At 73.0% G+C, this 22,511-nt stretch carries 22 protein-coding genes and 1 pseudogene; 19 read left to right on the forward strand and 4 right to left on the reverse strand.

What is annotated here, in order from left to right; genetic code table 11:
- Positions 1-15: 15 nt before the first annotated feature.
- From ACIPJI_RS05175 to ACIPJI_RS05185, 3 genes are all read right to left on the reverse strand, one after another.
- Positions 16-756: an LON peptidase substrate-binding domain-containing protein gene (locus ACIPJI_RS05175; RefSeq protein WP_307705878.1), complete on the reverse strand. Its 741-nt coding sequence runs from the start codon at positions 754-756 to the stop codon at positions 16-18.
- A gap of 5 nt (positions 757-761) precedes the next feature.
- Positions 762-1,793, reverse strand: a complete 1,032-nt coding sequence (locus tag ACIPJI_RS05180) for a hypothetical protein (protein ID WP_402244535.1) — start codon at positions 1,791-1,793, stop codon at positions 762-764.
- Between the two features lie 103 nt (positions 1,794-1,896).
- Complete coding sequence (locus ACIPJI_RS05185; protein ID WP_356624725.1) at positions 1,897-3,498, reverse strand: oxidoreductase; 1,602 nt, start codon at positions 3,496-3,498, stop codon at positions 1,897-1,899.
- A gap of 148 nt (positions 3,499-3,646) precedes the next feature.
- Here ACIPJI_RS05185 and hisD point away from each other — a divergent pair, with 148 nt between their 5' ends.
- From hisD to ACIPJI_RS05245, 12 genes are all read left to right on the forward strand, one after another.
- Entirely contained in the window at positions 3,647-4,969 is a 1,323-nt protein-coding gene (gene hisD, locus ACIPJI_RS05190) for a histidinol dehydrogenase (protein ID WP_402244537.1), read from the forward strand.
- Complete coding sequence (locus tag ACIPJI_RS05195; RefSeq protein ID WP_356624723.1) at positions 4,966-6,084, forward strand: histidinol-phosphate transaminase; 1,119 nt, start codon at positions 4,966-4,968, stop codon at positions 6,082-6,084. Before hisD ends, ACIPJI_RS05195 begins: the two co-directional genes overlap by 4 nt.
- Complete coding sequence (hisB, locus tag ACIPJI_RS05200) at positions 6,084-6,680, forward strand: imidazoleglycerol-phosphate dehydratase HisB (protein ID WP_005318751.1); 597 nt, start codon at positions 6,084-6,086, stop codon at positions 6,678-6,680. Before ACIPJI_RS05195 ends, hisB begins: the two co-directional genes overlap by 1 nt.
- Complete coding sequence (locus ACIPJI_RS05205) at positions 6,677-6,844, forward strand: hypothetical protein (RefSeq protein ID WP_167306871.1); 168 nt, start codon at positions 6,677-6,679, stop codon at positions 6,842-6,844. The genes hisB and ACIPJI_RS05205 overlap by 4 nt, the downstream gene beginning before the upstream one ends.
- Positions 6,841-7,491 carry an imidazole glycerol phosphate synthase subunit HisH gene (gene hisH / locus ACIPJI_RS05210; RefSeq protein WP_307705873.1) on the forward strand — a complete coding sequence of 217 codons (651 nt, stop codon included), beginning with the start codon at positions 6,841-6,843 and terminating at the stop codon, positions 7,489-7,491. Before ACIPJI_RS05205 ends, hisH begins: the two co-directional genes overlap by 4 nt.
- Positions 7,491-8,216, forward strand: coding sequence for a bifunctional 1-(5-phosphoribosyl)-5-((5-phosphoribosylamino)methylideneamino)imidazole-4-carboxamide isomerase/phosphoribosylanthranilate isomerase PriA (priA, locus tag ACIPJI_RS05215; protein ID WP_005318757.1), 726 nt, complete (start codon positions 7,491-7,493; stop codon positions 8,214-8,216). Before hisH ends, priA begins: the two co-directional genes overlap by 1 nt.
- Complete coding sequence (locus tag ACIPJI_RS05220) at positions 8,213-8,647, forward strand: RidA family protein (RefSeq protein ID WP_356624722.1); 435 nt, start codon at positions 8,213-8,215, stop codon at positions 8,645-8,647. The genes priA and ACIPJI_RS05220 overlap by 4 nt, the downstream gene beginning before the upstream one ends.
- On the forward strand, positions 8,644-9,399 hold the full coding sequence (gene hisF, locus ACIPJI_RS05225) for an imidazole glycerol phosphate synthase subunit HisF (RefSeq protein ID WP_307705871.1): 756 nt from the start codon (positions 8,644-8,646) through the stop codon (positions 9,397-9,399). Before ACIPJI_RS05220 ends, hisF begins: the two co-directional genes overlap by 4 nt.
- 261 nt (positions 9,400-9,660) lie before the next feature.
- Entirely contained in the window at positions 9,661-10,560 is a 900-nt protein-coding gene (locus ACIPJI_RS05230) for an alpha/beta hydrolase family protein (protein ID WP_402244541.1), read from the forward strand.
- A gap of 208 nt (positions 10,561-10,768) precedes the next feature.
- A complete protein-coding gene (locus tag ACIPJI_RS05235; protein ID WP_402244543.1) occupies positions 10,769-13,561 on the forward strand; it encodes an AAA family ATPase in 2,793 nt (930 codons plus the stop codon).
- Between the two features lie 157 nt (positions 13,562-13,718).
- Positions 13,719-15,062 (forward strand): PucR family transcriptional regulator, encoded by a 1,344-nt coding sequence (locus ACIPJI_RS05240; protein WP_402244545.1) that lies wholly within the window; start codon positions 13,719-13,721, stop codon positions 15,060-15,062.
- Positions 15,063-15,173: 111 nt separating this feature from the next.
- A complete protein-coding gene (locus tag ACIPJI_RS05245; protein ID WP_402244547.1) occupies positions 15,174-16,811 on the forward strand; it encodes a cation acetate symporter in 1,638 nt (545 codons plus the stop codon).
- 20 nt (positions 16,812-16,831) lie between these two features.
- On the opposite strand, the gene ACIPJI_RS05250 is transcribed toward ACIPJI_RS05245, so the two are convergent.
- Positions 16,832-17,464: a TIGR03085 family metal-binding protein gene (locus ACIPJI_RS05250; RefSeq protein WP_402244549.1), complete on the reverse strand. Its 633-nt coding sequence runs from the start codon at positions 17,462-17,464 to the stop codon at positions 16,832-16,834.
- A 75-nt stretch (positions 17,465-17,539) separates the two neighbouring features.
- Between ACIPJI_RS05250 and hisI the strand changes: the two genes are divergently transcribed.
- The 7 genes and pseudogenes from hisI to trpM all read left to right on the forward strand — a co-directional run.
- Positions 17,540-17,911 carry a phosphoribosyl-AMP cyclohydrolase gene (gene hisI / locus ACIPJI_RS05255; protein WP_307705865.1) on the forward strand — a complete coding sequence of 124 codons (372 nt, stop codon included), beginning with the start codon at positions 17,540-17,542 and terminating at the stop codon, positions 17,909-17,911.
- A gap of 11 nt (positions 17,912-17,922) precedes the next feature.
- Positions 17,923-19,425: an anthranilate synthase component I gene (locus ACIPJI_RS05260; RefSeq protein ID WP_402244551.1), complete on the forward strand. Its 1,503-nt coding sequence runs from the start codon at positions 17,923-17,925 to the stop codon at positions 19,423-19,425.
- Positions 19,425-20,072, forward strand: coding sequence for a TIGR02234 family membrane protein (locus ACIPJI_RS05265; RefSeq protein ID WP_402244553.1), 648 nt, complete (start codon positions 19,425-19,427; stop codon positions 20,070-20,072). The genes ACIPJI_RS05260 and ACIPJI_RS05265 overlap by 1 nt, the downstream gene beginning before the upstream one ends.
- A 103-nt stretch (positions 20,073-20,175) precedes the next feature.
- Positions 20,176-20,436, forward strand: coding sequence for an HGxxPAAW family protein (locus ACIPJI_RS05270; protein WP_356624711.1), 261 nt, complete (start codon positions 20,176-20,178; stop codon positions 20,434-20,436).
- A gap of 83 nt (positions 20,437-20,519) precedes the next feature.
- Positions 20,520-21,131, forward strand: a complete 612-nt coding sequence (locus ACIPJI_RS05275; RefSeq protein WP_402244554.1) for a DUF2752 domain-containing protein — start codon at positions 20,520-20,522, stop codon at positions 21,129-21,131.
- Positions 21,132-21,246: 115 nt separating this feature from the next.
- Entirely contained in the window at positions 21,247-22,056 is an 810-nt protein-coding gene (gene trpC / locus ACIPJI_RS05280) for an indole-3-glycerol phosphate synthase TrpC (RefSeq protein ID WP_189472629.1), read from the forward strand.
- A 100-nt stretch (positions 22,057-22,156) separates the two neighbouring features.
- Positions 22,157-22,318 (forward strand): annotated as a pseudogene (gene trpM, locus ACIPJI_RS05285) (tryptophan biosynthesis modulator TrpM); the annotation flags it as partial.
- Between the last annotated feature and the right edge of the window lie 193 nt (positions 22,319-22,511).

Consider the following 22,511-nt stretch of genomic DNA (forward strand, 5'->3'; position numbering starts at 1 on the left):
GCAGGTGTCCTCGCGTCAGTTGGGGCTGGTGGGCCGCCACGTCAGATCGACGGCCGGCAGCGACGGCAGATGCCGCAGCATCGCCGTCTCCGCGCGCAGCAGTGTCAGTTCCTCGCGCAGCCGTGTCGCCGTGTCCGGCGCCTGGAGCAGTCGCTGCTTCGCGGGGGTGTCCAGCACCGCCGCCGCGGCGACGAGGTAGGAGACGACGGACGGCTCGTCCGGCAGTTCCGCTCCGGTGGACAGTGAGCGCTCGCGCGCGCCGGCCAGCCGCTTCTGGTAGCTGCGGAACGCACGCAGCACGCCTTCCGCGAGGGTGGCGGCGCCGTCGCCCGGCTCCTCCGGGATCTCTTCGAGCTCCGCGGTGAGGAAGGGCCCGCTCGCGTCGACCGACAGCAGTTTGACGCGGGTCGTGCCGGTGGCGAGCACTTCGAAGCTGCCGTCCCCACGTTCGCGGATGGTGGCCGCGTCGGCGATGCAGCCCACGCGATGGAAGGCCTGGATCGGGTCCGGGCCGAAGCCGGCGGCGGGGCCGCGTTCCACGACCGTGGTCGGGTCGGGCATCCCGGGGGCGGCGGGCGCGACCTCGCGGCCGTCGCGGATGGCGACCACGGCGAAGCGCCGGGGCTCCTCCTCGTCCGCCTTCAGCAGCTCGCGCATCATGGCGCGATAACGCTCCTCGAAAATGTTCAGTGGCAGCACAAGGCCCGGGAACAGAACCGAGTTCAGCGGGAAGAGCGGCAGGCGAGCGGTGGTCACAGCGGTCAAGAGTAATGGTCGAGCAGGCGGACCTGTCCTCCCCGTCCACGCAGCGGCGTCGCCGACGCGACCTCGATCCGTACGTCGTCCCTGGCCTGGAGGAACCGGCCGAGCGGGTCCTCCGTCACCGACGACCACGGGAACGAGGTCGCGTGCGGGCCGATCAGCCGGAACTGGTTCAGCGCCTCCTCCCAGCGCCCCCGTGCCACCAGCACGTAGGCGAGGAGGTTGCGGACCTCGGCCGGCCAGGGGTCGCCGGGCCCGTATCCGCGGGACAGCGTGATGGCGAGGTCCGCGGCCGCGTCGATCCGGTCGTCCTGCACCGATGTCCTGGCCTCACCGCCGAGCAGCTGGGCGAAGGCGGCCCGTACGGGCAGGGCCTGCACCAGCGAGCCGGGGAGCGCGTCGGCGGCGGCCTGTTCCGCGAAGTCGAAGCACTCGCGGTGCGAGCCGTACCACTGGGCGGAGAGGTATTTGAGCGCCGCGACATGACAGCCGTAGTGGTGCGAGGAGCGGCGGACGGCCTGTTCCCACAGCGTTTCGAAGGCGGTGTGCGTGGCGTGCGTGCCGCGCGCGTGGTCGAGCGCGATCCGCCAGGGCACGGGGTCGCCGGGACCGGCCTCCGCCGCGGCGTCGATCAGCGGGCCCACCTCGCGCAGCTGTTCCGTGCGGGCGGGCGACTCCCAGGCCCTGCGGACGGCGAGCTCGGCCTTGACCACGAGGGCGTCGGCGTCGCGCGGGGCCGCGCCCAGCCAGTCGCCGAGCCATTCGTCCCGGTTCCGGGCGAACGCCGCGAGCCTGACGACGTACCGGTCGCGGTTCTCCCATTCGGCTGATTCCCGTGTGGTCGCCAGCAGCTTGGCGGCCGGTTCGTACTCCCCGACCGCGGCCGCGACCAGCGCCGGACCGAGCCGGTCGTCGGGGGCGTCGAGCAGTACCGCCTCGTCAGGGGCGAGGCAGTCGGTGAGCCGTGGCGTATGACGGATCATGCGCGCGGTACGGATCAGGGCGCGGATCAGTGACATGGTGCGGACCATTGAAAACGCGCAGGTGAACGCCGCGCCAGAGGGCAGCTGTGAAGCTTTGGTGGCAACGGAATGGTTGTCCCGGCCGAAGTCAAGAGACGGTAAAGAAAGCGACTCAACCGCGACGGAGGAGCCGGGAGGCGCCCGCCGCGACCGTGGTCGCGAGGATCCATCCCAGCAGCACCAGAAAGGCGGCCGCCCATTGCCATCCGCCCTGTAGCCGCCAGTGGCCGTCCTGGCCGAGATTGATCACCGGGATGAGCAGATCGAGGGCGTACAGCGCCGGGTTCCACTCGGGATGTTCGTCGGGCTTGATGGGCGGTGGGGCGACCTGGGCGAAGGCGATCGTGCCGGCCGCCCAGAGCACCGCCATCCACAGGGCCGCCCGTCCGGGCCGGTAGCCGTACGCCACCGTCAGGTCCTGGAGGTATCCCCACAGCTTCCCGGCGAGCGGCAGCGTCTCCCGCCGGCGGCGGTTCTTGGCCAGCAGCACCTCGCGGGCGTCCGCGTCCTCGCCGCTGTTGCGCAGGACGGTCGCCAGCCGCTCGTACGGCTCCGGTGAGTACTCGGGGGTCGCCGACGCCACCCACTCCAGTCGCCGGGAGAGCGGGAACTCCTCGTACGGCACCAGGTTCTCGTAGACGAAGCCGCCCATCGCGAGCCCGCCCGGCCCCGGCCAGCTCGCCGCCAGGTCGATCAGCGTCACAACCTTCGCGCCGTTCAGCACGACCCGCCCCTCCTCGGGGCGCTCCGCGTTGAACCGCAGCTCGGGTGTGGCGATCCTGCGCAGCGACAGCTCCTCGCGCGGGCTCAGCACGAACCGCGCCCGCTGGAGGTCGACCGCGTCGCCGAACCGCCCGTCGTCGAGCCGGACGCCGCCGTGGCACTCGAAGGGCTGAAGCCGGGAGCCGCGCGCGGGGGTGCCGTAGGCGGCGATGCCGAACGGGGGAGTGGCGCCCTGGTTGCCCGTGGTCACGCTCACCCAGGCGCCCGTCATGTACAGCGTGCGTTCCACGCTGAGCTGGGGGGCGTTGAGCGCGCGGCGCTCCGCCGCCGCCCGCAGCCGGCTGCCGCGCAGACTGAGCGAGACGCCCACCTTCGCGCCCCGCAGACTGAACTCGCCGTAGGTCTCTATCAGTTCGGCCTGTAAGTCCTGGGCCACCGACATGCCGTCGGCGGTGATCGCCCGGCCCCGGCGGTCCGGTCGCACATGGATCTGGTTGATCAGCAGGTCCGTGCCGATCTGGGCGTCCGTGAGCCGGATGCCGTGCTCGACGCGGCAGCGGGGCAGATGCAGATCGCCCTCCGTGCGCAGCCTGGCCGCCTCGATCCGCGGGATCGCGCAGCTGACCATGCGCACGGTCGTGAAGTGCGCCTCCGGCATCAGCAGCTCGTTCTCGAAGCGGCAGCCGTGCAGCTCCACGTACGGGGAGATGCTGCCGCCGGCCAGCTTGAGCGTGCCGGTGATCAGGACGCCGCGCAGTTTGAGCGCGCAGACCCGGCCCGGTCTCGCGGCGGGTCCGCTCAGCAGCAGCCTGGCCACGATCGACGCCCGGACGCTGCGCTCGGGACCCCAGGGCAGGGGGGAGAAGGGATCGTTCAGCAGGGGATCGGTGTCGCTGAGGTCGTACGTGCTTCCGTTTCTGAAGGCGTTCCACATGTGGAGCTCGGTCGGGCTCAGCCCGTCCGGGGGCCCGTCGTCCAGCGGCTCGGTCACTGCCGCTCCTCCGCTTCGTTGGCTCGTACAGCTGTTCTTCCCGCTGAGTGACGGCCTGAACGCTAGTGGTGATGGTCAACTTGTGGGGCCTGTATCAGCCACTGATACGGGAAACAAGCGTTGGATCCGGTCTGAGAGAATTGGTTCCGTGATCTCTCGAATCGACCTGCGCGGCGACGCCCTCCCCGAGGGTGGCGCTCTGCGCGACCTGCTGCCCCGTGCCGACTTCGACGTTGCGGCCGCCCTGGAGAAGGTGCGGCCGATCTGCGAGGACGTGCATCATCGCGGCGACGCGGCGCTGATCGAGTTCGCGGAGAAGTTCGACGGTGTGCGGCTCGACCAGGTCCGGGTGCCGGCCGCCGCGCTGAAGCGCGCGCTGGAGGAACTCGACCCCGCCGTCAGGGCCGCCCTGGAGGAGTCCGTCCGCCGGGCCAGGATCGTCCACCGCGCCCAGCGCCGCAGCGAGCACACCACGCAGGTCGTCCCCGGCGGCACCGTCACCGAGAAGTGGGTGCCGGTCGACCGGGTCGGCCTGTACGCCCCCGGTGGCCGGTCCGTCTACCCCTCCTCCGTGATCATGAACGTGGTCCCGGCGCAGGAGGCGGGTGTCGCGTCCATCGCGCTGGCCTCCCCCGCACAGAAGGAGTTCGGCGGCCTTCCGCACCCCACGATCCTCGCGGCCTGCGCCCTCCTCGGCGTCGACGAGGTGTACGCGGCCGGCGGCGCCACCGCCGTCGCGATGTTCGCCTACGGCACCGAGTCGTGCGCGCCCGCGAACATGGTCACCGGCCCGGGCAACATCTGGGTCGCCGCGGCGAAGCGCTACTTCACCGGCCGGATCGGCATCGACTCGGAGGCCGGCCCGACCGAGATCGCCGTCCTCGCCGACGCGACCGCCGACCCCGTCCACGTCGCCGCCGACCTGATCAGCCAGGCCGAGCACGACCCGCTGGCCGCCGCCGTGCTCGTCACGGACTCGCCGGAGCTGGCGGCAGCGGTCGAGCGCGAGCTGGAGCCGCAGATCGCCGCGACCAAGCACGTCGAGGACCGGATCGTGCCCGCGCTCAGCGGCCGGCAGTCCGCGATCGTGCTCGTCTCCGACATCGAGGACGGCCTCGAGGTCGTCAACGCCTACGGCGCCGAACACCTGGAGATCCAGACCGCCGACGCCACCGCCCTGGCCGCCCGGGTCCGCAACGCGGGCGCCGTCTTCGTCGGCCCGTGGGCCCCGGTGTCCCTGGGCGACTACGCGGCGGGGTCCAACCACGTCCTGCCGACCGGCGGCTGCGCCTGCCACTCCTCCGGCCTGTCCGTGCAGTCCTTCCTGCGCGGCATCCACATCGTGGACTACACCCGGGACGCCCTCGCGGAGGTCACCCACCACGTGGTGACGCTCGCCGAGGCGGAGGACCTGCCGGCACACGGCGCCGCCCTCAAGGCGCGCTTCGACTGGAAGGTGCCGGGGCAGTGACCGACATCGGCATCGACGACCTTCCCATCCGGGACGAGCTGCGCGGCAAGTCCCCCTACGGCGCTCCCCAGCTCGACGTCCCTGTGCGGCTGAACACCAACGAGAACCCGTACCCGCTGCCCGAGCCGCTCGTCGAGCGCATCGCGGAGCGGGTGCGCGACGCGGCCCGGGAGCTCAACCGCTACCCCGACAGGGACGCGGTCGAACTGCGCACCGAGCTGGCCCGCTACCTCACCCGTACGACCGGCCACGAGGTCGCCCGGGAGAACGTGTGGGCGGCCAACGGCTCCAACGAGGTCATCCAGCAGCTGCTTCAGGCCTTCGCCGGCCCCGGCCGGATCGCCATCGGCTTCGAGCCGTCGTACTCGATGCACGGCCTGATCTCCCGCGGCACCGGCACCGGCTGGATCTCCGGCCCGCGCAGCGACGACTTCACCATCGACACCGCCGCCGCCACCGCGGCCGTCGCCGAACACCGCCCGGACGTCGTCTTCATCACCTCGCCCAACAACCCCACGGGCACCGCGGTCGACGCCGCGACGGTCCTCGAGCTGTACGAGGCGGCACAGGCGGCGAAGCCGTCGCTGGTCGTCGTCGACGAGGCGTACGTGGAATTCAGCCACCGGCCCTCGCTGCTGCCGCTCATCGAGGGCCGCCCGAACCTGGTGATCTCCCGCACGATGTCCAAGGCCTTCGGCGCCGCCGGACTGCGCCTCGGGTATCTGGCCGCCCACCCCGCCGTGGTCGACGCCGTCCAGCTGGTGCGCCTGCCGTACCACCTGTCCGCCGTCACCCAGGCCACCGCCCTGGCCGCGCTGGAGCACACCGATACGCTGCTCGGGTACGTCGAGCACCTGAAGACCGAGCGGGACCGGCTGGTCACGGAACTGCGCGCCATCGGCTACGAGGTCACCGACTCCGACGCCAACTTCGTGCAGTTCGGCCGGTTCGACGGCGAGGACGGCGCGCACAAGGCGTGGCAGCGGATCCTCGACCGGGGCGTACTGGTCCGCGACAACGGCGTACCGGGACGGCTGCGGGTCACCGCGGGCACGCCCGAAGAGAACGACGCGTTCCTCGATGCGGTTCGCGCACTGAAGAAGGAGCAGCACTGATGAGCGGCCGCGTAGGACGGGTCGAGCGCACCACCAAGGAGACCTCGGTCGTCGTCGAGATCAACCTCGACGGCACCGGCAAGGTCGACGTCGCCACCGGCGTCGGCTTCTACGACCACATGCTCGACCAGCTCGGCCGGCACGGTCTGTTCGACCTCACCGTCAAGACCGACGGCGACCTGCACATCGACACGCACCACACCATCGAGGACACCGCCCTCGCGCTGGGCGCCGCCTTCAAGCAGGCCCTCGGTGACAAGGTCGGCATCTACCGCTTCGGCAACTGCACCGTGCCGCTGGACGAGTCGCTCGCCCAGGTCACCGTCGACCTGTCGGGCCGCCCGTACCTGGTGCACACCGAGCCCGAGAACATGGCGCCGATGATCGGCACGTACGACACGACGATGACCCGGCACATCTTCGAGTCCTTCGTCGCGCAGGCGCAGATCGCGCTGCACATCCACGTCCCGTACGGGCGCAACGCCCACCACATCGTGGAGTGCCAGTTCAAGGCGCTCGCCCGCGCCCTGCGGTACGCCTCGGAGCGCGACCCCCGCGCGGCCGGCATCCTTCCGTCGACGAAGGGCGCCCTGTGACCGGCCTTTCGACCATTCTCATCGTCGTCGGGCTGTTCCTCGCCGGCGGTGCGTACTCGTTCTCCAAGCAGAAGATGCCCAAGGGCACCGTCGTGCTGCTCGCCGGAGCGTCCGCGATGTGCCTGATCGCGGGTGTCATGCGGATTCAGGGGATCTGGGAATGACCACAGCGACGCCACAGAAGAAGGTCGTCGTCTTCGACTACGGGTTCGGCAACGTCCGCTCCGCGGAGCGCGCGCTCGCCCGGGTCGGGGCCGACGTCGAAATCACCCGCGACTACGACAAGGCGATGAACGCCGACGGACTGCTCGTCCCCGGCGTCGGCGCCTTCTCCGCCTGCATGGACGGCCTCAAGCAGGCCCGCGGCGAATGGATCATCGACCGCCGGCTCTCCGGCGGACGCCCCGTCATGGGAATCTGCGTCGGTATGCAGATCCTGTTCGCCCGCGGGATCGAGCACGGCGTGGAGACCGAGGGCCTCGACGAGTGGCCCGGCACCGTCGGCCCGCTGAAGGCGCCGGTCGTGCCCCACATGGGCTGGAACACCGTCGAGGCGCCCGCCGACAGCAAGCTCTTCGCCGGCGTGGACGACGACGCCCGGTTCTACTTCGTGCACTCCTACGCGGTGCGCGAGTGGGAGCTGGAGGTCACCAACCCGGCCATCCGCGCGCCCCAGGTCACCTGGGCCACACACGGTGAGCCCTTCGTCGCCGCCGTCGAGAACGGCGCCCTGTGGGCCACCCAGTTCCACCCCGAGAAGTCCGGCGACGCCGGCGCCCAGCTGCTGACCAACTGGATCGAGACCCTCTGATGCCGAAGCTTGAACTCCTTCCCGCAGTCGACGTCCGCGACGGCCAGGCCGTCCGTCTCGTCCATGGCGAGTCCGGCACCGAGACGTCGTACGGCTCCCCCCTCGAGGCGGCCCTCACCTGGCAGCGCGCCGGCGCCGAGTGGCTCCACCTCGTCGACCTCGACGCCGCCTTCGGCACCGGCGACAACCGGGCGCTGATCGCCGAGGTCGCCGGAGCCATGGACATCAAGGTCGAGCTCTCCGGTGGCATCCGCGACGACGCCTCCCTCGAGGCCGCTCTCGCCACCGGCTGCCGCCGCGTCAACCTGGGCACCGCGGCGCTGGAGACCCCCGAGTGGGTCGCCAAGGTCATCGCCGAGCACGGCGACAAGATCGCCGTCGGTCTGGACGTCCGCGGCACGACGCTGCGCGGCCGTGGCTGGACCCGCGACGGCGGGGACCTCTACGAGACCCTCGCCCGCCTCGACTCCGAGGGCTGCGCCCGTTACGTCGTCACCGACATCGCCAAGGACGGCACCCTCCAGGGCCCCAACCTGGAGCTGCTGAAGAACGTCTGCGCTGCGACCGACAAGCCGGTCGTCGCCTCCGGCGGCGTCTCCTCGCTCGACGACCTGCGTGCCATCGCCTCGCTCGTCCCCGAGGGCGTCGAGGGCGCCATCGTCGGCAAAGCCCTGTACGCCAAGGCCTTCACCCTGGAAGAGGCCCTCGCGGCGGTGTCCGCATGACCGAAGGTTCCCCTTCCGGCTCCGGCCCGGTGCGCCGGGTCGCCTCCGGCGGCCCCTGGGAGGAGGCCTTCGGCTACTCCCGTGCCGTGGAGCTGCCGAACGGCCTGGTCCTGGTCTCCGGCTGCACGTCGGTCATCGGCGGCGAGATCGCCGCGGGCAGCCCGTACGAGCAGACGGTCACCGCGTTCGGCGTGGCGATCGACGCGCTCAAGCAGCTCGGGCTCGGCGCCGGTGACGTCGTACGCACCCGGATGTACATCACGCACGCCCGCGACGTGGAAGACATCGGGCGCGCCCACAAGGAGATCTTCGGCGAGGTCCGGCCGGCCGCGTCGATGCTCGTGGTCTCCGGCTTCGTCGACCCCTCGCTGGTCGTCGAGGTCGAGGTCGAGGCGTACCGGCCGACCGGAACCGATGGAGGTGCCGCATGACCCTCGCGGTACGGGTGATCCCCTGCCTGGACGTCGACAACGGCCGGGTGGTCAAGGGCGTCAACTTCCAGAACCTGCGCGACGCGGGCGACCCCGTCGAGATGGCGAAGCTGTACGACGCCGAGGGCGCCGACGAGCTGACCTTCCTCGACATCACCGCCTCTTCCGGCAACCGTGAGACCACCTACGACGTGGTGCGCCGCACCGCGGAGCAGGTGTTCATCCCGCTCACCGTCGGCGGCGGCGTGCGCAGCGCGGAGGACGTCGACAAGCTGCTGCGGGCAGGCGCCGACAAGGTCGGCGTCAACACCGCGGCGATCGCGCGGCCGGAGCTGATCCGCGAGATCGCCGAGCGGTTCGGCCGCCAGGTGCTGGTGCTCTCCGTCGACGCCCGGCGCACCGCGGACGGCACGTTCGAGGTGACGACGCACGGCGGCCGCAAGGGCACCGGCATGGACGCCGTCGAATGGGCGCACCGGGCCGCCGAGTTGGGGGCCGGGGAGATCCTGCTCAACTCCATGGACGCCGACGGCACCAAGGACGGCTACGACACCGAGATGATCGCCGCCGTACGGAGGCACGTCACGGTCCCGGTGATCGCCTCCGGCGGAGCGGGCCGGCTCGCCGACTTCCCGCCGGCGATCGACGCGGGCGCGGACGCGGTGCTCGCCGCGTCCGTGTTCCACTTCGGCGATCTGCGGATCTCGCAGGTGAAGGACTCGCTGCGCGAGGCGGGCCACCTGGTCCGCTGAGGCGCTGCCCGAAGGGGCCGGCAGGATATCGCGTCCTGCCGGCCCCTTCTGCTGTGTGCCGGGCCGGTGGTGGGCGGCCCCGCCGAGGCGGACGCCGGTCCGCGAGGAGACCGGTGAACTTGCCGATGCCGTACCGGGGTCGGGGCCCCGACGGTGGTACCGCCATCAACACGGCGGTACGCGACCGGCACGGCGGACTCCTGGTGACGACGGGTCAGGTCCTGCGGCGCGTAACCGCCTCGACCCGAGAGGACCCTCCTCGTGCACCTCACCCCCACGAGCCGCACCCGCCGCCGTTCCCTGCTGGGCGCGGCGGCCGCCGCGGCGGCCGCCCTGTGCGCCACCCTCCTGCCCGGCACGCAGGCCCAGGCCGCCGACAATGCGTACGAGCGCGGTCCCGCTCCGACCGTCGCCTCCATCGAGGCCTCGCGCGGTACGTACGCCGTCTCCGAGACGTCCGTCTCCTCGCTGGCCGTCACCGGCTTCGGCGGCGGCACCATCTACTACCCGACGTCCACCGCGGACGGCACGTTCGGGGCCGTCGCCATCTCGCCCGGCTTCACCGCCTACGAGTCGTCCATCGCGTGGCTCGGCCCCCGGCTCGCCTCCCAGGGCTTCGTGGTCTTCACCATCGACACCAACAGCATCTACGACCAGCCCGACAGCCGGGGCGACCAACTCCTCGCCGCGCTCGACTACCTGACCCAGCGCAGCACGGTCCGCGGCCGGATCGACAGCACCCGGCTCGGGGTCATGGGCCACTCCATGGGCGGCGGCGGCACGCTCGAGGCCGCCAAGACCCGTCCCTCGCTGCAGGCGGCGATCCCGCTGACCGGCTGGAACACGGACAAGACCTGGCCCGAACTGCGTACCCCCACCATGGTGATCGGCGCCGACGGTGACACCGTCGCCTCCGTCTCCTCGCACTCGGAGCCGTTCTACCAGTCGCTGCCGGCGTCGCTGGACAAGGCGTACCTGGAGCTCAACAACGCCAACCACTTCACCCCGAACAGCAGCAACACCACGATCGCGAAGTACAGCATTTCGTGGCTGAAGCGGTTCATCGACAACGACACCCGGTACGAGCAGTTCCTCTGCCCGCTGCCGCGGCCCAGCCTGACCATCGAGGAGTACCGGGGCAACTGCCCGCACACCTCCTGACCCGTCCGGAGCGGCTCCCGTCCGGGAGCGGCTCCACCCGGACGACATGACGTTGCCGGTGGCGGACGACCGCCACCGGCAACGTGCTGTGCGGGCGCACAGTCCGGAGCGGCTCAGGATGGGACCGTGCCCAGCACGGCGGGCCAGGGCCGCGAAGCGCGGACCGGACCCTTCCGGAAGGTAGTTACGCGGGAGTAAGTTGCCGGGCGTGAATCCATCGACGACCGTGCACAGTCCCCTTCGGCTGTACGGCCGAAGCGGTGAACTCGCCCTCCTCGACGAGCTGTCGGGCCGTCTGCGCGACGGCTGCGGCAGCACCCTCGTGATCACCGGGGCGCCCGGCCTCGGCCGCAGCGCACTCGCGCGGCACGCCGTCGGCAACCAGCGCGAGGGGACGGTGCTCCACACGCGCGCCGCCCCCGCCGAAGCCCTGCTGCCGTACAGCGGACTCCACGCCCTGCTCTGCTCGGCGCCCGGACCCCTGCCCGGACCGGCCGACGACGTGACCCGCGCGGGAACAGCGCCCACCGCGCTGCTGGAGCTGCTCAGGACCCTCGGCTCCCACGGCCCGCTGCTGCTCTGCGTCGACGACGCCCACGCCTGGGACCGTGACTCGCGCATCGCGCTCGGCTTCGCCGCCCGCCGCCTCACCCCGCGCGACCACGCCGCCGTCCTGCTCACCGCGACCGACGATCCCGGCGGCGGGGACGCCTTCACCGGACTGCCGCGCCTGCGGCTCGGACCGCTCGACGACACGGCCACCGGCGCGCTGATCGACCGGCTGACGGAAGGCCGGGCCGACCCGCTCGTACGCGACGAGCTCCGCCGGGAGGCAGCGGGCAACCCGGGGCTGCTGACCGCGCTCGCCGCGCGGCTCACGCCCGACCAGCTCGCCGGCCACGCCCCGCTGCCGCACCCCCTGCCCGGCGCGGAGCGCATCCTGGACGCGTACGCCGCCCGCGCCGAGGCGCTGCCCCCGGACACCCGGCTCCTGCTGCTCCTCGCCGCGGCGGCGGAGGAACACGAACCGGAAGGGGCCGGCGCCGACGCCGCCCTGCTGCTGCGCGCGGCCCGGCTGGCCGGCGTCGACCCCGACCGCCTGTTGCCCGCCGAGCGCGCGGGCGCGCTCCACAGTGACGGCACACGGGTCCGCTTCACCCATCCGCTGCTGCGCACCGCCGTACTGCGCCGCGCGCCGCTGCCACGCCGCCGGGCCGCGCACCGACTGCTGGCCGCCGCCCTCGACGGGCCGCACCTCACCCTGCCGCGACTGGTCCAACGGGCCTGCGCGGCAGGCGGATACGACCCGTTCCTCGCCGACGCGCTGGCGGGAGCGGCCACCGCCCCCCGGCCGCACACCGACCGCGCCACGGCCCTCGCGCGGGCCGCGGAACTCACGGCCGACGAAACCCTGCGGGGCGTACGGTTCTCGGCCGCGGCCGAGAACGCCTGGCTGGACGGCGAGCCCGGCCGGGCCCGCGCGCTGCTGGCCAGGGTCCGTGCCGTACCCGCCTCCGGCCGGGCCCACCACGTACGCGGGCTGATCGCCCTGTGCGACGGCCCGGTGGCCGACGCCCGCGAGTCCCTGCTCGCCGCGGCCGCGCTCCTGGCCGCCGACGACGCCGACCGCTCGACCGCCGCCCTGCTCGCCGCCGCGGACGCCGCCTGGGCCATGGGCGACCCGCACGGCTACGCGGACGCGCTCGCCCGGGTCCCGGCGGCCGTGGCCGACGCGCCGGACCCGGCCCGCTCCCCGTGTACCGCCACGGACCCGCGCGCCGAGCGGGACGGCCCGGACGGCCGCGAGGCGCTCGGCAGGTATGTCGCGGGCATGCGGGCCGTGTTCGCGGGACGGACCCGCGAAGGCCACGCGCTGCTGCGGGAATGCGCCGAGGCGTCCGGACGCGCCGAAGACCCGGCCGTACTGCTGCGGTCGGCCGCCGCCGCGCTCGTCGTCGGCGATGTGGACGCCGCGTGCCGGGCGGGCGCCAGGGCGCTGGCCGCCGTACGGGTCCACGGGCCCCGGGTGCTGCTGCCCCCGGCACTGGAGCACCTCGCGTACGGCGAACTGCGCGCGGGCCGGCACGCGCGGGCCAGGGTGCACGCGCTCGAGGGCCTGCGCGCCGCCCGCGAGCTCGGCCGGCGCAACAGCGCCGCCCATCTGCACGCCGTACTCGCCCTGACCGCGTCCCTGGAAGGCGACGCCGAGGCCTGCGCCGAGCACGCCGCCGCCGCAGGCTCGACCGCCGCGGCGCACGGACTGGCCCAGGCCGCGAGCCTCGCCGTGTGGGCGGTGGCCCGGACGGATCTGGCGGCGGGCCGGTGCGCGGAGGCCGCCGCGCGGCTGCGGCCCCTCGTCGTACCCGGCCCGCGGCGCGGCCACTTCGCCATCATGATGCTCGCCGTGCCGTGCTTCGTGGAGGCGGCCGTCCTCGCGGGCCGTACCGACGGAACGGCCGTCGCGGTGGAGGAGTTCGGGGCATGGGCGGCGAGCACCGCCGACCCGCTCGCGCCCGCACAGCTCGCCCGCTGCCGGGCGCTCGTCGCCCCGCCGGAGGAGGCCGCCGCCCGCTACGAGGAGGCGCTCGCCCACCACGAGCGGGCCGGCGGAGACTTCGAGCGGGCCCGCACCCTGCTGCTGTACGGGCAGTGGCTGCGCCGCAGACGCAGGACGCGGGAGGCCCGCGGCCCGCTGAGGGACGCGCTCGTCGCGTTCGAGCGCTGCGGAGCACGCGGCTGGGCCGAACGCGCGGGAGGTGAGCTGCGGGCCGCCGGCGAGGCGGTGGCCGGCGACTTTGGGAGCGGCCCGCTGGACCGGCTCACGCCGCAGCAGCGGCGCATCGCCCACCATGTCGCGGAAGGTGCGACCAACCGGGAGGTGGCGCTGCGGCTGTCGGTCAGCACGAGGACCGTCGATCACCATCTGCGGAACGTGTTCGCGCTGCTCGGAGTGCGCTCGAGGACCGAACTGGCACGTCTGCTGGAGCGCTCGGGCGCCTGAGGCCGGCCGCCCGCGTTGCTGGACCGTGATGAGAACTATGCCGCAAACCCCTGGGTACCGACTGGGCGGTATGCCATTCTGCGAGCGTCAGGTAGATCCGGTGCGGTGTGTCCCACGCCGCGCGCCGGAGCGAGCCGACTCCTGGTGGAGGCCGCCCATGTCGAATCTCGTACGTTCGCGCGTCAGGGCGGTGCCCGCCCCTCCTGCGGCCCCGCACCGCAGCCGCTCCCTGCTGGACGCCGAGGCGATCGCCGTACTGCACCGCGCCGCCCAGGTACTGCTGGACGACGTGGCCGGCCTGACCACCATCCTCGTCAGCGAGCTGCGCGAGCAGGAACCCGCCTACCGGGCGGCGATCGACGCCGACGCGTCCGAGGTGTGGCAGGAGGTGCACCAGTCGCTCCGGCACAACGTCGCCTCCCTGATCCGTCCCCGGGAGTGCCGGGACATCGCCCGGCGCACCTCGCGGGCCATCGGCGCCTACCGAGCCGAGCAGGGCATACCGCTCGACGCGGTGCTGCACGCGTTCCGGATCGGCGGTGCGATGGTCTGGCAGGGCCTGGTGGACGAGACCGCCAGGCGCCACCCGGAGGACGTTCGGCTGCTCGTCCATGTCGCGGCGGATGTCTGGAACTTCGTCGACGAGCACTGCGCCGTCGTCACCGACGCCTACCGGGAGACCGAACGCCGGATGGAGTGGCGCCGCGAGAACCGGCTGCGGCTGACGACCGCGGCGCTGCTCGACGGGACGGCACGCATCACCGACCTGCCCGACGCCTCGTCGCTGCTCGGTGTGCCGCAGGACGGCCGCTTCGTGGTGATCGCGGCCGTCGCCCCCCATCCGCACCCGGCGGGCCCGCCGGTCACGCTGCCGCCGGGCGTCCCCGTGGTGTGGCACTCCACCCCGGAGGCGGAACTGGGCATCGTGCACCTGGCGGACCCGGACCGTCCGCCGGCGGACGGCGCCCACAGCCTCGACGACCCGGCCGGCGCCCCGGGGGGCGAGGAGCTCGCGGCCGCACCCGCAGCACCCCTGGACCCCGCCGCGCTCGCGGCGGGGGTGGAGGCCGCGCCCGGCGTCCGGGTGGGCATCGGTTCGGTCGTCGTCGGGCTCGCCGCCATCGGGGAGGGCCGCAGACTCGCCGGCACCGCACTGCGGGCCTGCCCCCGCACCGGCGGTGTCGTCCTCCTGGACGACCACCTTCCCGCAGCCGTCGTCGTCTCCTCCCCGGACCTCGGCCGGGCGCTCGCCGAGCGCGTCCTGGGACCGCTGTACGGGATCGACCCCGCCGACCGTGACCTCCTTGTCGACACGCTCACCGTCTGGTTCGAGGCCGAGGGCTCCGCACAGCGCGCGGCCACGCGGCTGTACTGCCACCGCAACACGGTCCTCAACCGGCTCCGCCGCTTCGAGCAGCTCACCGGCCGCTCACTGTCCCGGCCGTCCGACGTCGTCGAGGTCTCCCTCGCGCTCACCGCCCGCCGACTGCTCGAGAGTTAGGGGCAGTTGGGGTGTGACGCCGCACACCCCGAGGTGCCCGTGCCTGTGCGCGGGCACCGATGCCGGACCGGCCGCTGTACGCGGTACCGGGTTCCTGGTGATGTACCCGGCATGTCATCTGATATCCACCTGGTCGGGCCCGTCGCGTCGGGTGCCGGGTTCGAGGGCCGTTCCCTCGCCCTCGTCGTCTTCCTCGCGTTCGTCACGGTCTCGCTTCTGCTGTGCGGCCTGGCAGCCGCCGACCAGGACGACCCGGAGCACTTCTACGCCGGCGGTGCCACGCTCGGCCCGGTCGGCGGAGGGCTCGCCGTCGCCGGGGACTACGTCTCCGCCGCCACCCTGCTCAGTACCACCGGCTCCGTCGCCCTCGTCGGGGCGGACGGCATCCTCTTCGCCATGGCGACCGTCGCCTCGCTGGTCCTGGTGATGCTGGTGCTGGCGAAGCCGCTGCGCGGCGGCGGGATCTACACGCTCGGCGACTTCCTCACCGAGCGGCTCGCCGACCGCTCCGTTCGCGTGCCCCTCGGGATCGCGGCGATCGTCGTCCTGTTCCCGCTGCTCGTGGTCCAGCTCGCCGTCGCCGGCAAGATCATGACGTCCATGTTCGACCTCCCGTCCGGTGCCCTCACCGGATGCACCGTCGCCAGCGGCGCCCTGATGATCTGTTACTCGGCCTTCGGCGGGATGCGCGGCACCGGTTACATCCAGATCCTCAAGACGGTCGTCGTCGTCGCCGTGGTCGTGCTGCTCGCCGGCATCGTCCTGGGCCGCTTCGGCTGGTCGCCCTTCGCGCTCTTCGACGCCGCCCGGGAGGGCAGCCGGGGCGGCTCGTACGCCCTGCCGGGCCTGCAGTTCGGGCGCGGCTTCGCCGGCTGGCTCGATCTCACCGGCTTCCTGCTCACGCTCGTCCTCGGCGCCGCCTGCATGCCACACATCACGATGCGCCTGCACCCCTTGCGCGGCACGCGCAGCGCCCGCCGCGCCGCCGGCTGGGCCGTCGGGCCCGTCGCCGTGCTGTGCACCGGCGTCATCGTGATCGGCCTCGGCGCTGCCGCCCTCGTCGGCCACAAGAACATCGTCGCCGCCGACCCGGGAGGCAACTCGGCACTGCTCATGCTCACCACCGCACTCGACCCCGAGTCCGGCGGTCCCCGCCACAGCCTGCTGTTCGCCGTGGTCGCCTGCGCCGTGTTCATCACCACCCTGTCCACGGTCGCCGGGATCACCCTCGCCGCCGCGTCGGCCTTCACACGTGACCTCGCCGGGCCGACGGGCGTGGGCGGCCGGGGGCGTCGCTCGATGGCCGGCGAGGTGCGCCTGGCGCGCTGGGCGGTCGCCGTCGTCGGAGCTCTCGCCGTGTTCGTCGCGACGCAGACGATCGGACGCAATCCGCAGGTGCTGCTCTCGTTCGGGTTCGCCGGGGCCGCGTCCGTACTGCCGCCCGTGCTGCTGTTCGCGATCTTCCGCCGGCACTTCACGGCGGGCGGGGTGCGCTGGGCGGTGTACGGGACGCTGCCGCTGGTCGCCGTGCTGATGGCCTGGTCACCGGCGGCCTCGGGCACACCGATCTCGCTCTTCCCCGACCGGGACTTCCACTGGTTCCCGCTCCACACACCGGGGCTGGTCACCATCCCGGTCGGCTTCCTGCTGGCGCTGGCCGGCTCGGGACTCCTCCGGCGGCGCCCCGCGGCCCCGGCCGTGGCCCCTGAACCGCAGGACGCGTACGCCGAGTGGGCCCGGGGCCGCTGACAGCACGGGAGCGGGCCGCACTAGAACCCGAGTGCGGCCCCGTTCAGCCGGGTGATCGCGTCCTTGTCCCCGTCCAGTTCCACCCGCGCCGCGTCCTGCCGGCCGTACGCGAACAGGGTCAGCTCACCCGCCTCGCCGGTCACCGTCACCACCGGAGTGCCCTTGTGGGCCACCACCGTCTGGCCGTTCGACCTGCGCAGTACCAGACCGACGGGGGACTTCCGGCCGAGCAGCCTGGCCGCCTTCTCCAGCCGCGACCACAGCGTGTTCTCGAAGACGCGGTCCAGTTCGCGCGGGGTCCACTCCGGCTGCGCCCGGCGCACGTCCTCCGCGTGCACGAAGAACTCCACCGTGTTCGCGGCCTCGTCGATCTGCTTGATCCCGTACAGGGACATCCGCGGCGGCCCCGTACGGATCAGGTGCACCAGCTCCTCGTACGGCTTGGCGGCGAACTCGGCCTGGATCCGGTCCGCCCGCTCCTTGAGGGCGCTGAGCAGTATCCCGCCCGCCGCGTCGGGCCTTCGCTCGCGCATCACCACATGGGCCGCGAGGTCCCTGGTGAGCCAGCCGTCGCACAGGGTCGGCGCGTCCGGGCCGGACGCCTCCAACAGGTCTGCGAACAGGAGTCGTTCACGCTTGGCATGGGTCGACATGCCCGTCAGCGTACGGCGGGGGCACATGGTCCGCCCAGTGGACTCACCGCCGGTTGTCGTGTTCGACACGGCACAATGGCCCGTATGACCAGCAGTGTCCCCGAAAGCAGCCTCGACCCGGCCGTCGCCGCCCGCCTCAAGCGGAGCCCGGACGGCCTGATTCCCGCCATCGCCCAGCAGTACGACACCGGTGAGGTGCTGATGCTCGGGTGGATGGACGACGAGGCCCTGCACCGCACCCTGACCACCGGCCGCTGCACCTACTGGTCCCGCAGCCGCCAGGAGTACTGGGTCAAGGGCGACACCTCCGGCCACTTCCAGCACGTCAGGTCGGTGGCCCTCGACTGCGACGCCGACACCGTCCTCGTCAAGGTCGACCAGGTCGGCGCCGCCTGTCACACCGGGGCCCGCACCTGTTTCGACGCCGACGTACTCCTGGACAAGTAGGGTCTGGCGCCATGGATCTCGAGACGTTCCGCAAGCTCGCCGCAGACCGCCGCGTCATCCCGGTGAGCCGCCGGCTGCTCGCGGACGGCGACACGCCCGTCGGGCTCTACCGCAAGCTCGCCGGGGAGCGCCCCGGGACCTTTCTGCTGGAGTCCGCGGAGAACGGACGTTCCTGGTCTCGCTACTCCTTCATCGGGGTGCGCTCCGACGCCACGCTGACCGTCCGCGACGACCAGGCGCACTGGCTGGGCAACGCGCCGGTCGGCGTCCCCACGGACGGGGACCCGCTGCACGCGCTGCGCGAGACCGTGGAGACCCTGCACACCCCGCGTGATCTCGCGTCCGGCATGCCGCCCTTCACCGGCGGCATGGTCGGCTACCTCGGGTACGACATCGTGCGCCGGCTGGAGAAGATCGGCCCCGGCGAGCGCGACGACCTGAAGCTCCCCGAGCTGACCATGCTCCTCACCTCCGACCTCGCGGTCCTCGACCACTGGGACGGCACGGTCCTGCTGATCGCCAACGCGATCAACCACAACGACCTCGACACCGGCGTCGACGAGGCCCACGCCGACGCCATCGCGCGCCTCGACGCCATGCAGGCCGACCTCGCCCGGCCGCTGGCCTCCCCGCCCACCGCGCTGCCCGCTTCCGAGCTGCCCGAGTTCTCCGCGCTGTGGGGCGGCCCCGACTACCAGGCCGCCGTCGAGGACGTCAAAGAACGCATCCGGGCCGGCGAGGCCTTCCAGGTGGTCCCCTCACAGCGGTTCGAGACACCGTGCACGGCCGGCGCGCTCGACGTCTACCGCGTCCTGCGGGCCACCAACCCCTCGCCGTACATGTACCTCTTCCGCTTCGAGGGGTTCGACGTCGTCGGCTCCAGCCCCGAAGCCCTCGTCAAGGTCGAGGACGGGCACGCCATGGTCCACCCGATCGCCGGCACCCGGCCCCGCGGCGCCACGCCGCAGGAGGACAACGACCTCGCGGACGAACTCCTCGCCGACCCCAAGGAGCGCGCCGAGCACCTGATGCTCGTCGACCTCGGCCGCAACGACCTGGGCCGCGTCTGTGAGCCGGGCAGCGTCGAGGTCGTCGACTTCATGTCGATCGAGCGGTACTCCCACGTCATGCACATCGTCTCCACCGTCACCGGCAAGGTGGCCGAGGGCCGCACGGCCTTCGACGTGCTCACCGCCTGCTTCCCCGCCGGCACCCTCTCCGGGGCGCCCAAGCCCCGGGCCATGCAGATCATCGACGAGCTCGAGCCGTCGCGCCGCGGCCTGTACGGCGGCTGCGTCGGCTACCTGGACTTCGCCGGCGACTCCGACACCGCCATCGCCATCCGTACCGCCCTGCTGCGCGACGGCACGGCGTACGTGCAGGCCGGCGCGGGTGTGGTGGCGGACTCCGACCCGGTCGCGGAGGACACGGAGTGCCGCAACAAGGCGGCCGCAGTGCTGCGGGCCGTGCACACGGCCAACCGCCTGAACGACCCCGTGAGCGGTAAGGGATAGTGGGGTACGTGAGTGCTGTACCCGTACCCCAGCCCCGAGCCGCAGCCGCGACGCCGGCCACAAGCAGCCGCCGCAGCCTGGCCGCCGCCCTCTTCCTCGGCGCCGCCGGCGCGACCGTCGTCCTGCTCGCCGCGGGCCGGATCTGGGCCGAGGGCAGCGCGTCCGTCGGCGGCGGCACCGTCTCCCTCGACGTCAAGGGCTCCGACGTCACCGGCGTCCCCACGGCACTCGCGATCGTCGGACTGGCCGCGCTGGTCGCGGTCTTCGCCGTGCGCCGCACCGGCCGGCTGCTCGTCGCCGCGCTGCTCGCCCTGAGCGGCGCCGGTGCCTCGACGGCCGCACTCCTCGGCGCGTCCGACACCGGAGCGCTCGACGAGAAGGCCGCCCGCACCACCGGCGACGCCGCCTCCACCGTCGAAGCCCTCTCCCACACGGTCTGGCCCTACGTCACCGCGGCGGGCGGTGCGCTGCTCCTGCTCGCCGGACTGCTCGCCCTCCGCTACGGCCGGCTGTGGCCGTCCATGTCCGGCCGCTACGAGCGCGACGGCAGCCCTCGTGCCCGCAAGGAACGCCCGGCCGACCCCGACCGTCCCGAGGACCTCTGGAAGGCCCTGGACCGGGGCGAGGACCCGACGCGCGAAGGGTGACCCCCGCGCCGCGCCCGCCCAGGCGTACGGGACAATGAAGGACGAGCGTCCGGCTCAGCACGAGCACCGGCGCACGAATCGCATCGGAAACGAGGAGCAACTCATGGCGGGCAGCAGCCACGGACACGGACACACCCCGGCCGCCTGGACCGGCGTCATCATCGCCTTCATCGGCTTCTGCGTCGCAGGCGTCTTCATGGTGGCGAACAGCCCGGTCGGCTTCTGGGCCGGTTCTGCGCTCATCCTGCTCGGCGCGGTCGTCGGCGGCGCGATGAAGATGGCCGGCCTCGGCACCCCCAAGGACCCGGACCACGTGGTGGCGGCCCGTGAGCGCGCGGCGGCGCGGGAGAACGTGACGGTCTGAGACCGCGCACGCAGATGTCGCACAGCGGCGCAGCCCGGCATGGCCGGGCTGCGCCGCTGCCGTCGAACGGGGAGAATCACCGCGTGGACCCGACCCCAGCTCCCACCCCGCCCGCCGTCCCGCCGCCGGCCGCGGTAGCCGCGCCCGGCCACCACGCCACGGACCCGGCCGCCGTCCCCGGCACGACGGGCCCCACGGCGCCGGGGCAGGCACCGGGCGAGCCCTGGCAGGCCGCCGGCCCCGCCCCTCGGACCTGGCCCGCCGGTGCCGTGCCGGCCGCTTTCGGCAGGCCCGCCCCGTCGACCGCGCGACGCGTGGCCGCGCCGCTCGCCGTCCTCGCCGGTGTCGCCGCCGCGTTCGCCTACGTCGGGACCGTCGACCCGAACGAACCGGGCCACTACCCGGTCTGTCCGCTGCTGCGCTTCACCGGCATCTACTGCCCCGGCTGTGGTGGACTGCGCAGCGCCCACGCCTTCGTCCACGGCGACATCGGCGCCGCCCTCGGTGCCAACGCCGTCGCCGTCGTGGGCTACGCGGTCTTCGCCGTCGTGTGGGTGGTGTGGCTGATTCGCGCCGTACAGGGCCGCCCTCTGAGGATCGGCCTCTCCGCCGGATGGTGGTGGGTCATGGGCGGTGCGCTGGTGATCTTCAGCGTGGTGCGGAACCTGCCGTTCGGCTCGGCGCTGGCTCCATGAAGTCCCAGGTAGTGGGACAGGCAGCGACCGGATGCGGGCCCAGGGCCCTCCTGCGGATACCATCGACATGGCTGATCCTGTTCCATCAACACCGTCCCGGAAGGGGGCCGCTCGCGTGAGTGTGCTCGACGAGATCATCGAAGGTGTGCGCGCCGACCTGGCAGAGCGGCAGGCGCGTGTCAGCCTCGACGAGCTCAAGGAGCGCGCCGCCAAGGCTCCTGCGGCCAAGGACGGCGTCGCCGCGCTGCGCGGTGAGGGCGTCAAGGTGATCTGCGAGGTCAAGCGCTCCAGCCCCTCCAAGGGCGCGCTCGCCGCGATCGCCGACCCCGCCGGACTCGCCGCCGACTACGAGGCGGGCGGCGCGGCCGTCATCTCCGTGCTCACCGAGGAGCGCCGTTTCGGCGGATCGCTCGCCGACCTCGAGGCCGTGCGCGCCAAGGTCGACATCCCGGTGCTGCGCAAGGACTTCATCGTCACCGCGTACCAGCTGTGGGAGGCGCGCGCCTACGGCGCCGACGTCGTGCTGCTGATCGTCGCCGCGCTGGACCAGGAGGCCCTGGTCTCGCTGATCGAGCGCGCTGAATCGATCGGCCTGACCCCGCTGGTCGAGGTCCACGACGAGGACGAGGCCGAGCGGGCCGTCGACGCCGGAGCGAAGATCATCGGCGTGAACGCGCGCGACCTCAAGACCCTCAAGGTCGACCGCTCCACCTTCGAGCGGGTCGCCCCCGAGATCCCGGCGCACATCGTCAAGATCGCCGAGTCGGGTGTGCGCGGTCCGCACGACCTGATCGCCTACGCCAACGCCGGAGCGGACGCCGTGCTCGTCGGCGAGTCGCTGGTGACGGGCCGCGACCCGAGGGCCGCGGTCGCCGATCTGGTGGCCGCGGGCGCGCACCCCGCGCTGCGGCACGGCAGGAGCTGACCCGGCCGTGACCCCCGCCGTCGCTCGCAGCCGGGCCCGCCGGGCCGCGGGGCACCGCCCCGTGCTCGTCGGCGTGCCCTCGGCGTGCGTCGGCCGGACGGTGGCCACCGCTGGGGGCGGCGCGCCCCGTGACCCCTACGCCCGTCTCGCCCGAGGCTGCCGTCCTCGCGGCTGCCGGGCGCCGGCACGGCGGGTGCACGGGCGTCGGGTGCGGTACGTGATCGGCGACGAGCCGGGCCAGGTCAACGGAATGCGATGGCGCGGGGCCGTGGCGCGGGACGGCCGCCAGGCCGTCCTCTCGGGCGGGTTTTCTTTCCTCTCCCCGCCTCTTCCCGAAACCGGGGGCTCTGTCCCCGGACTCCCGCTTCTCGAACTCCCCCTACGGCCTGGCGGCCATGGGAAGTGCTCCCAGCGAGGCTGATTTCGCGGAGTGAAATCCAGCCCGTCCAGCGCTT

The organism is Streptomyces sp. NPDC086835, assembly GCF_044745705.1.
Classification (GTDB): Bacteria; Actinomycetota; Actinomycetes; order Streptomycetales; family Streptomycetaceae; genus Streptomyces.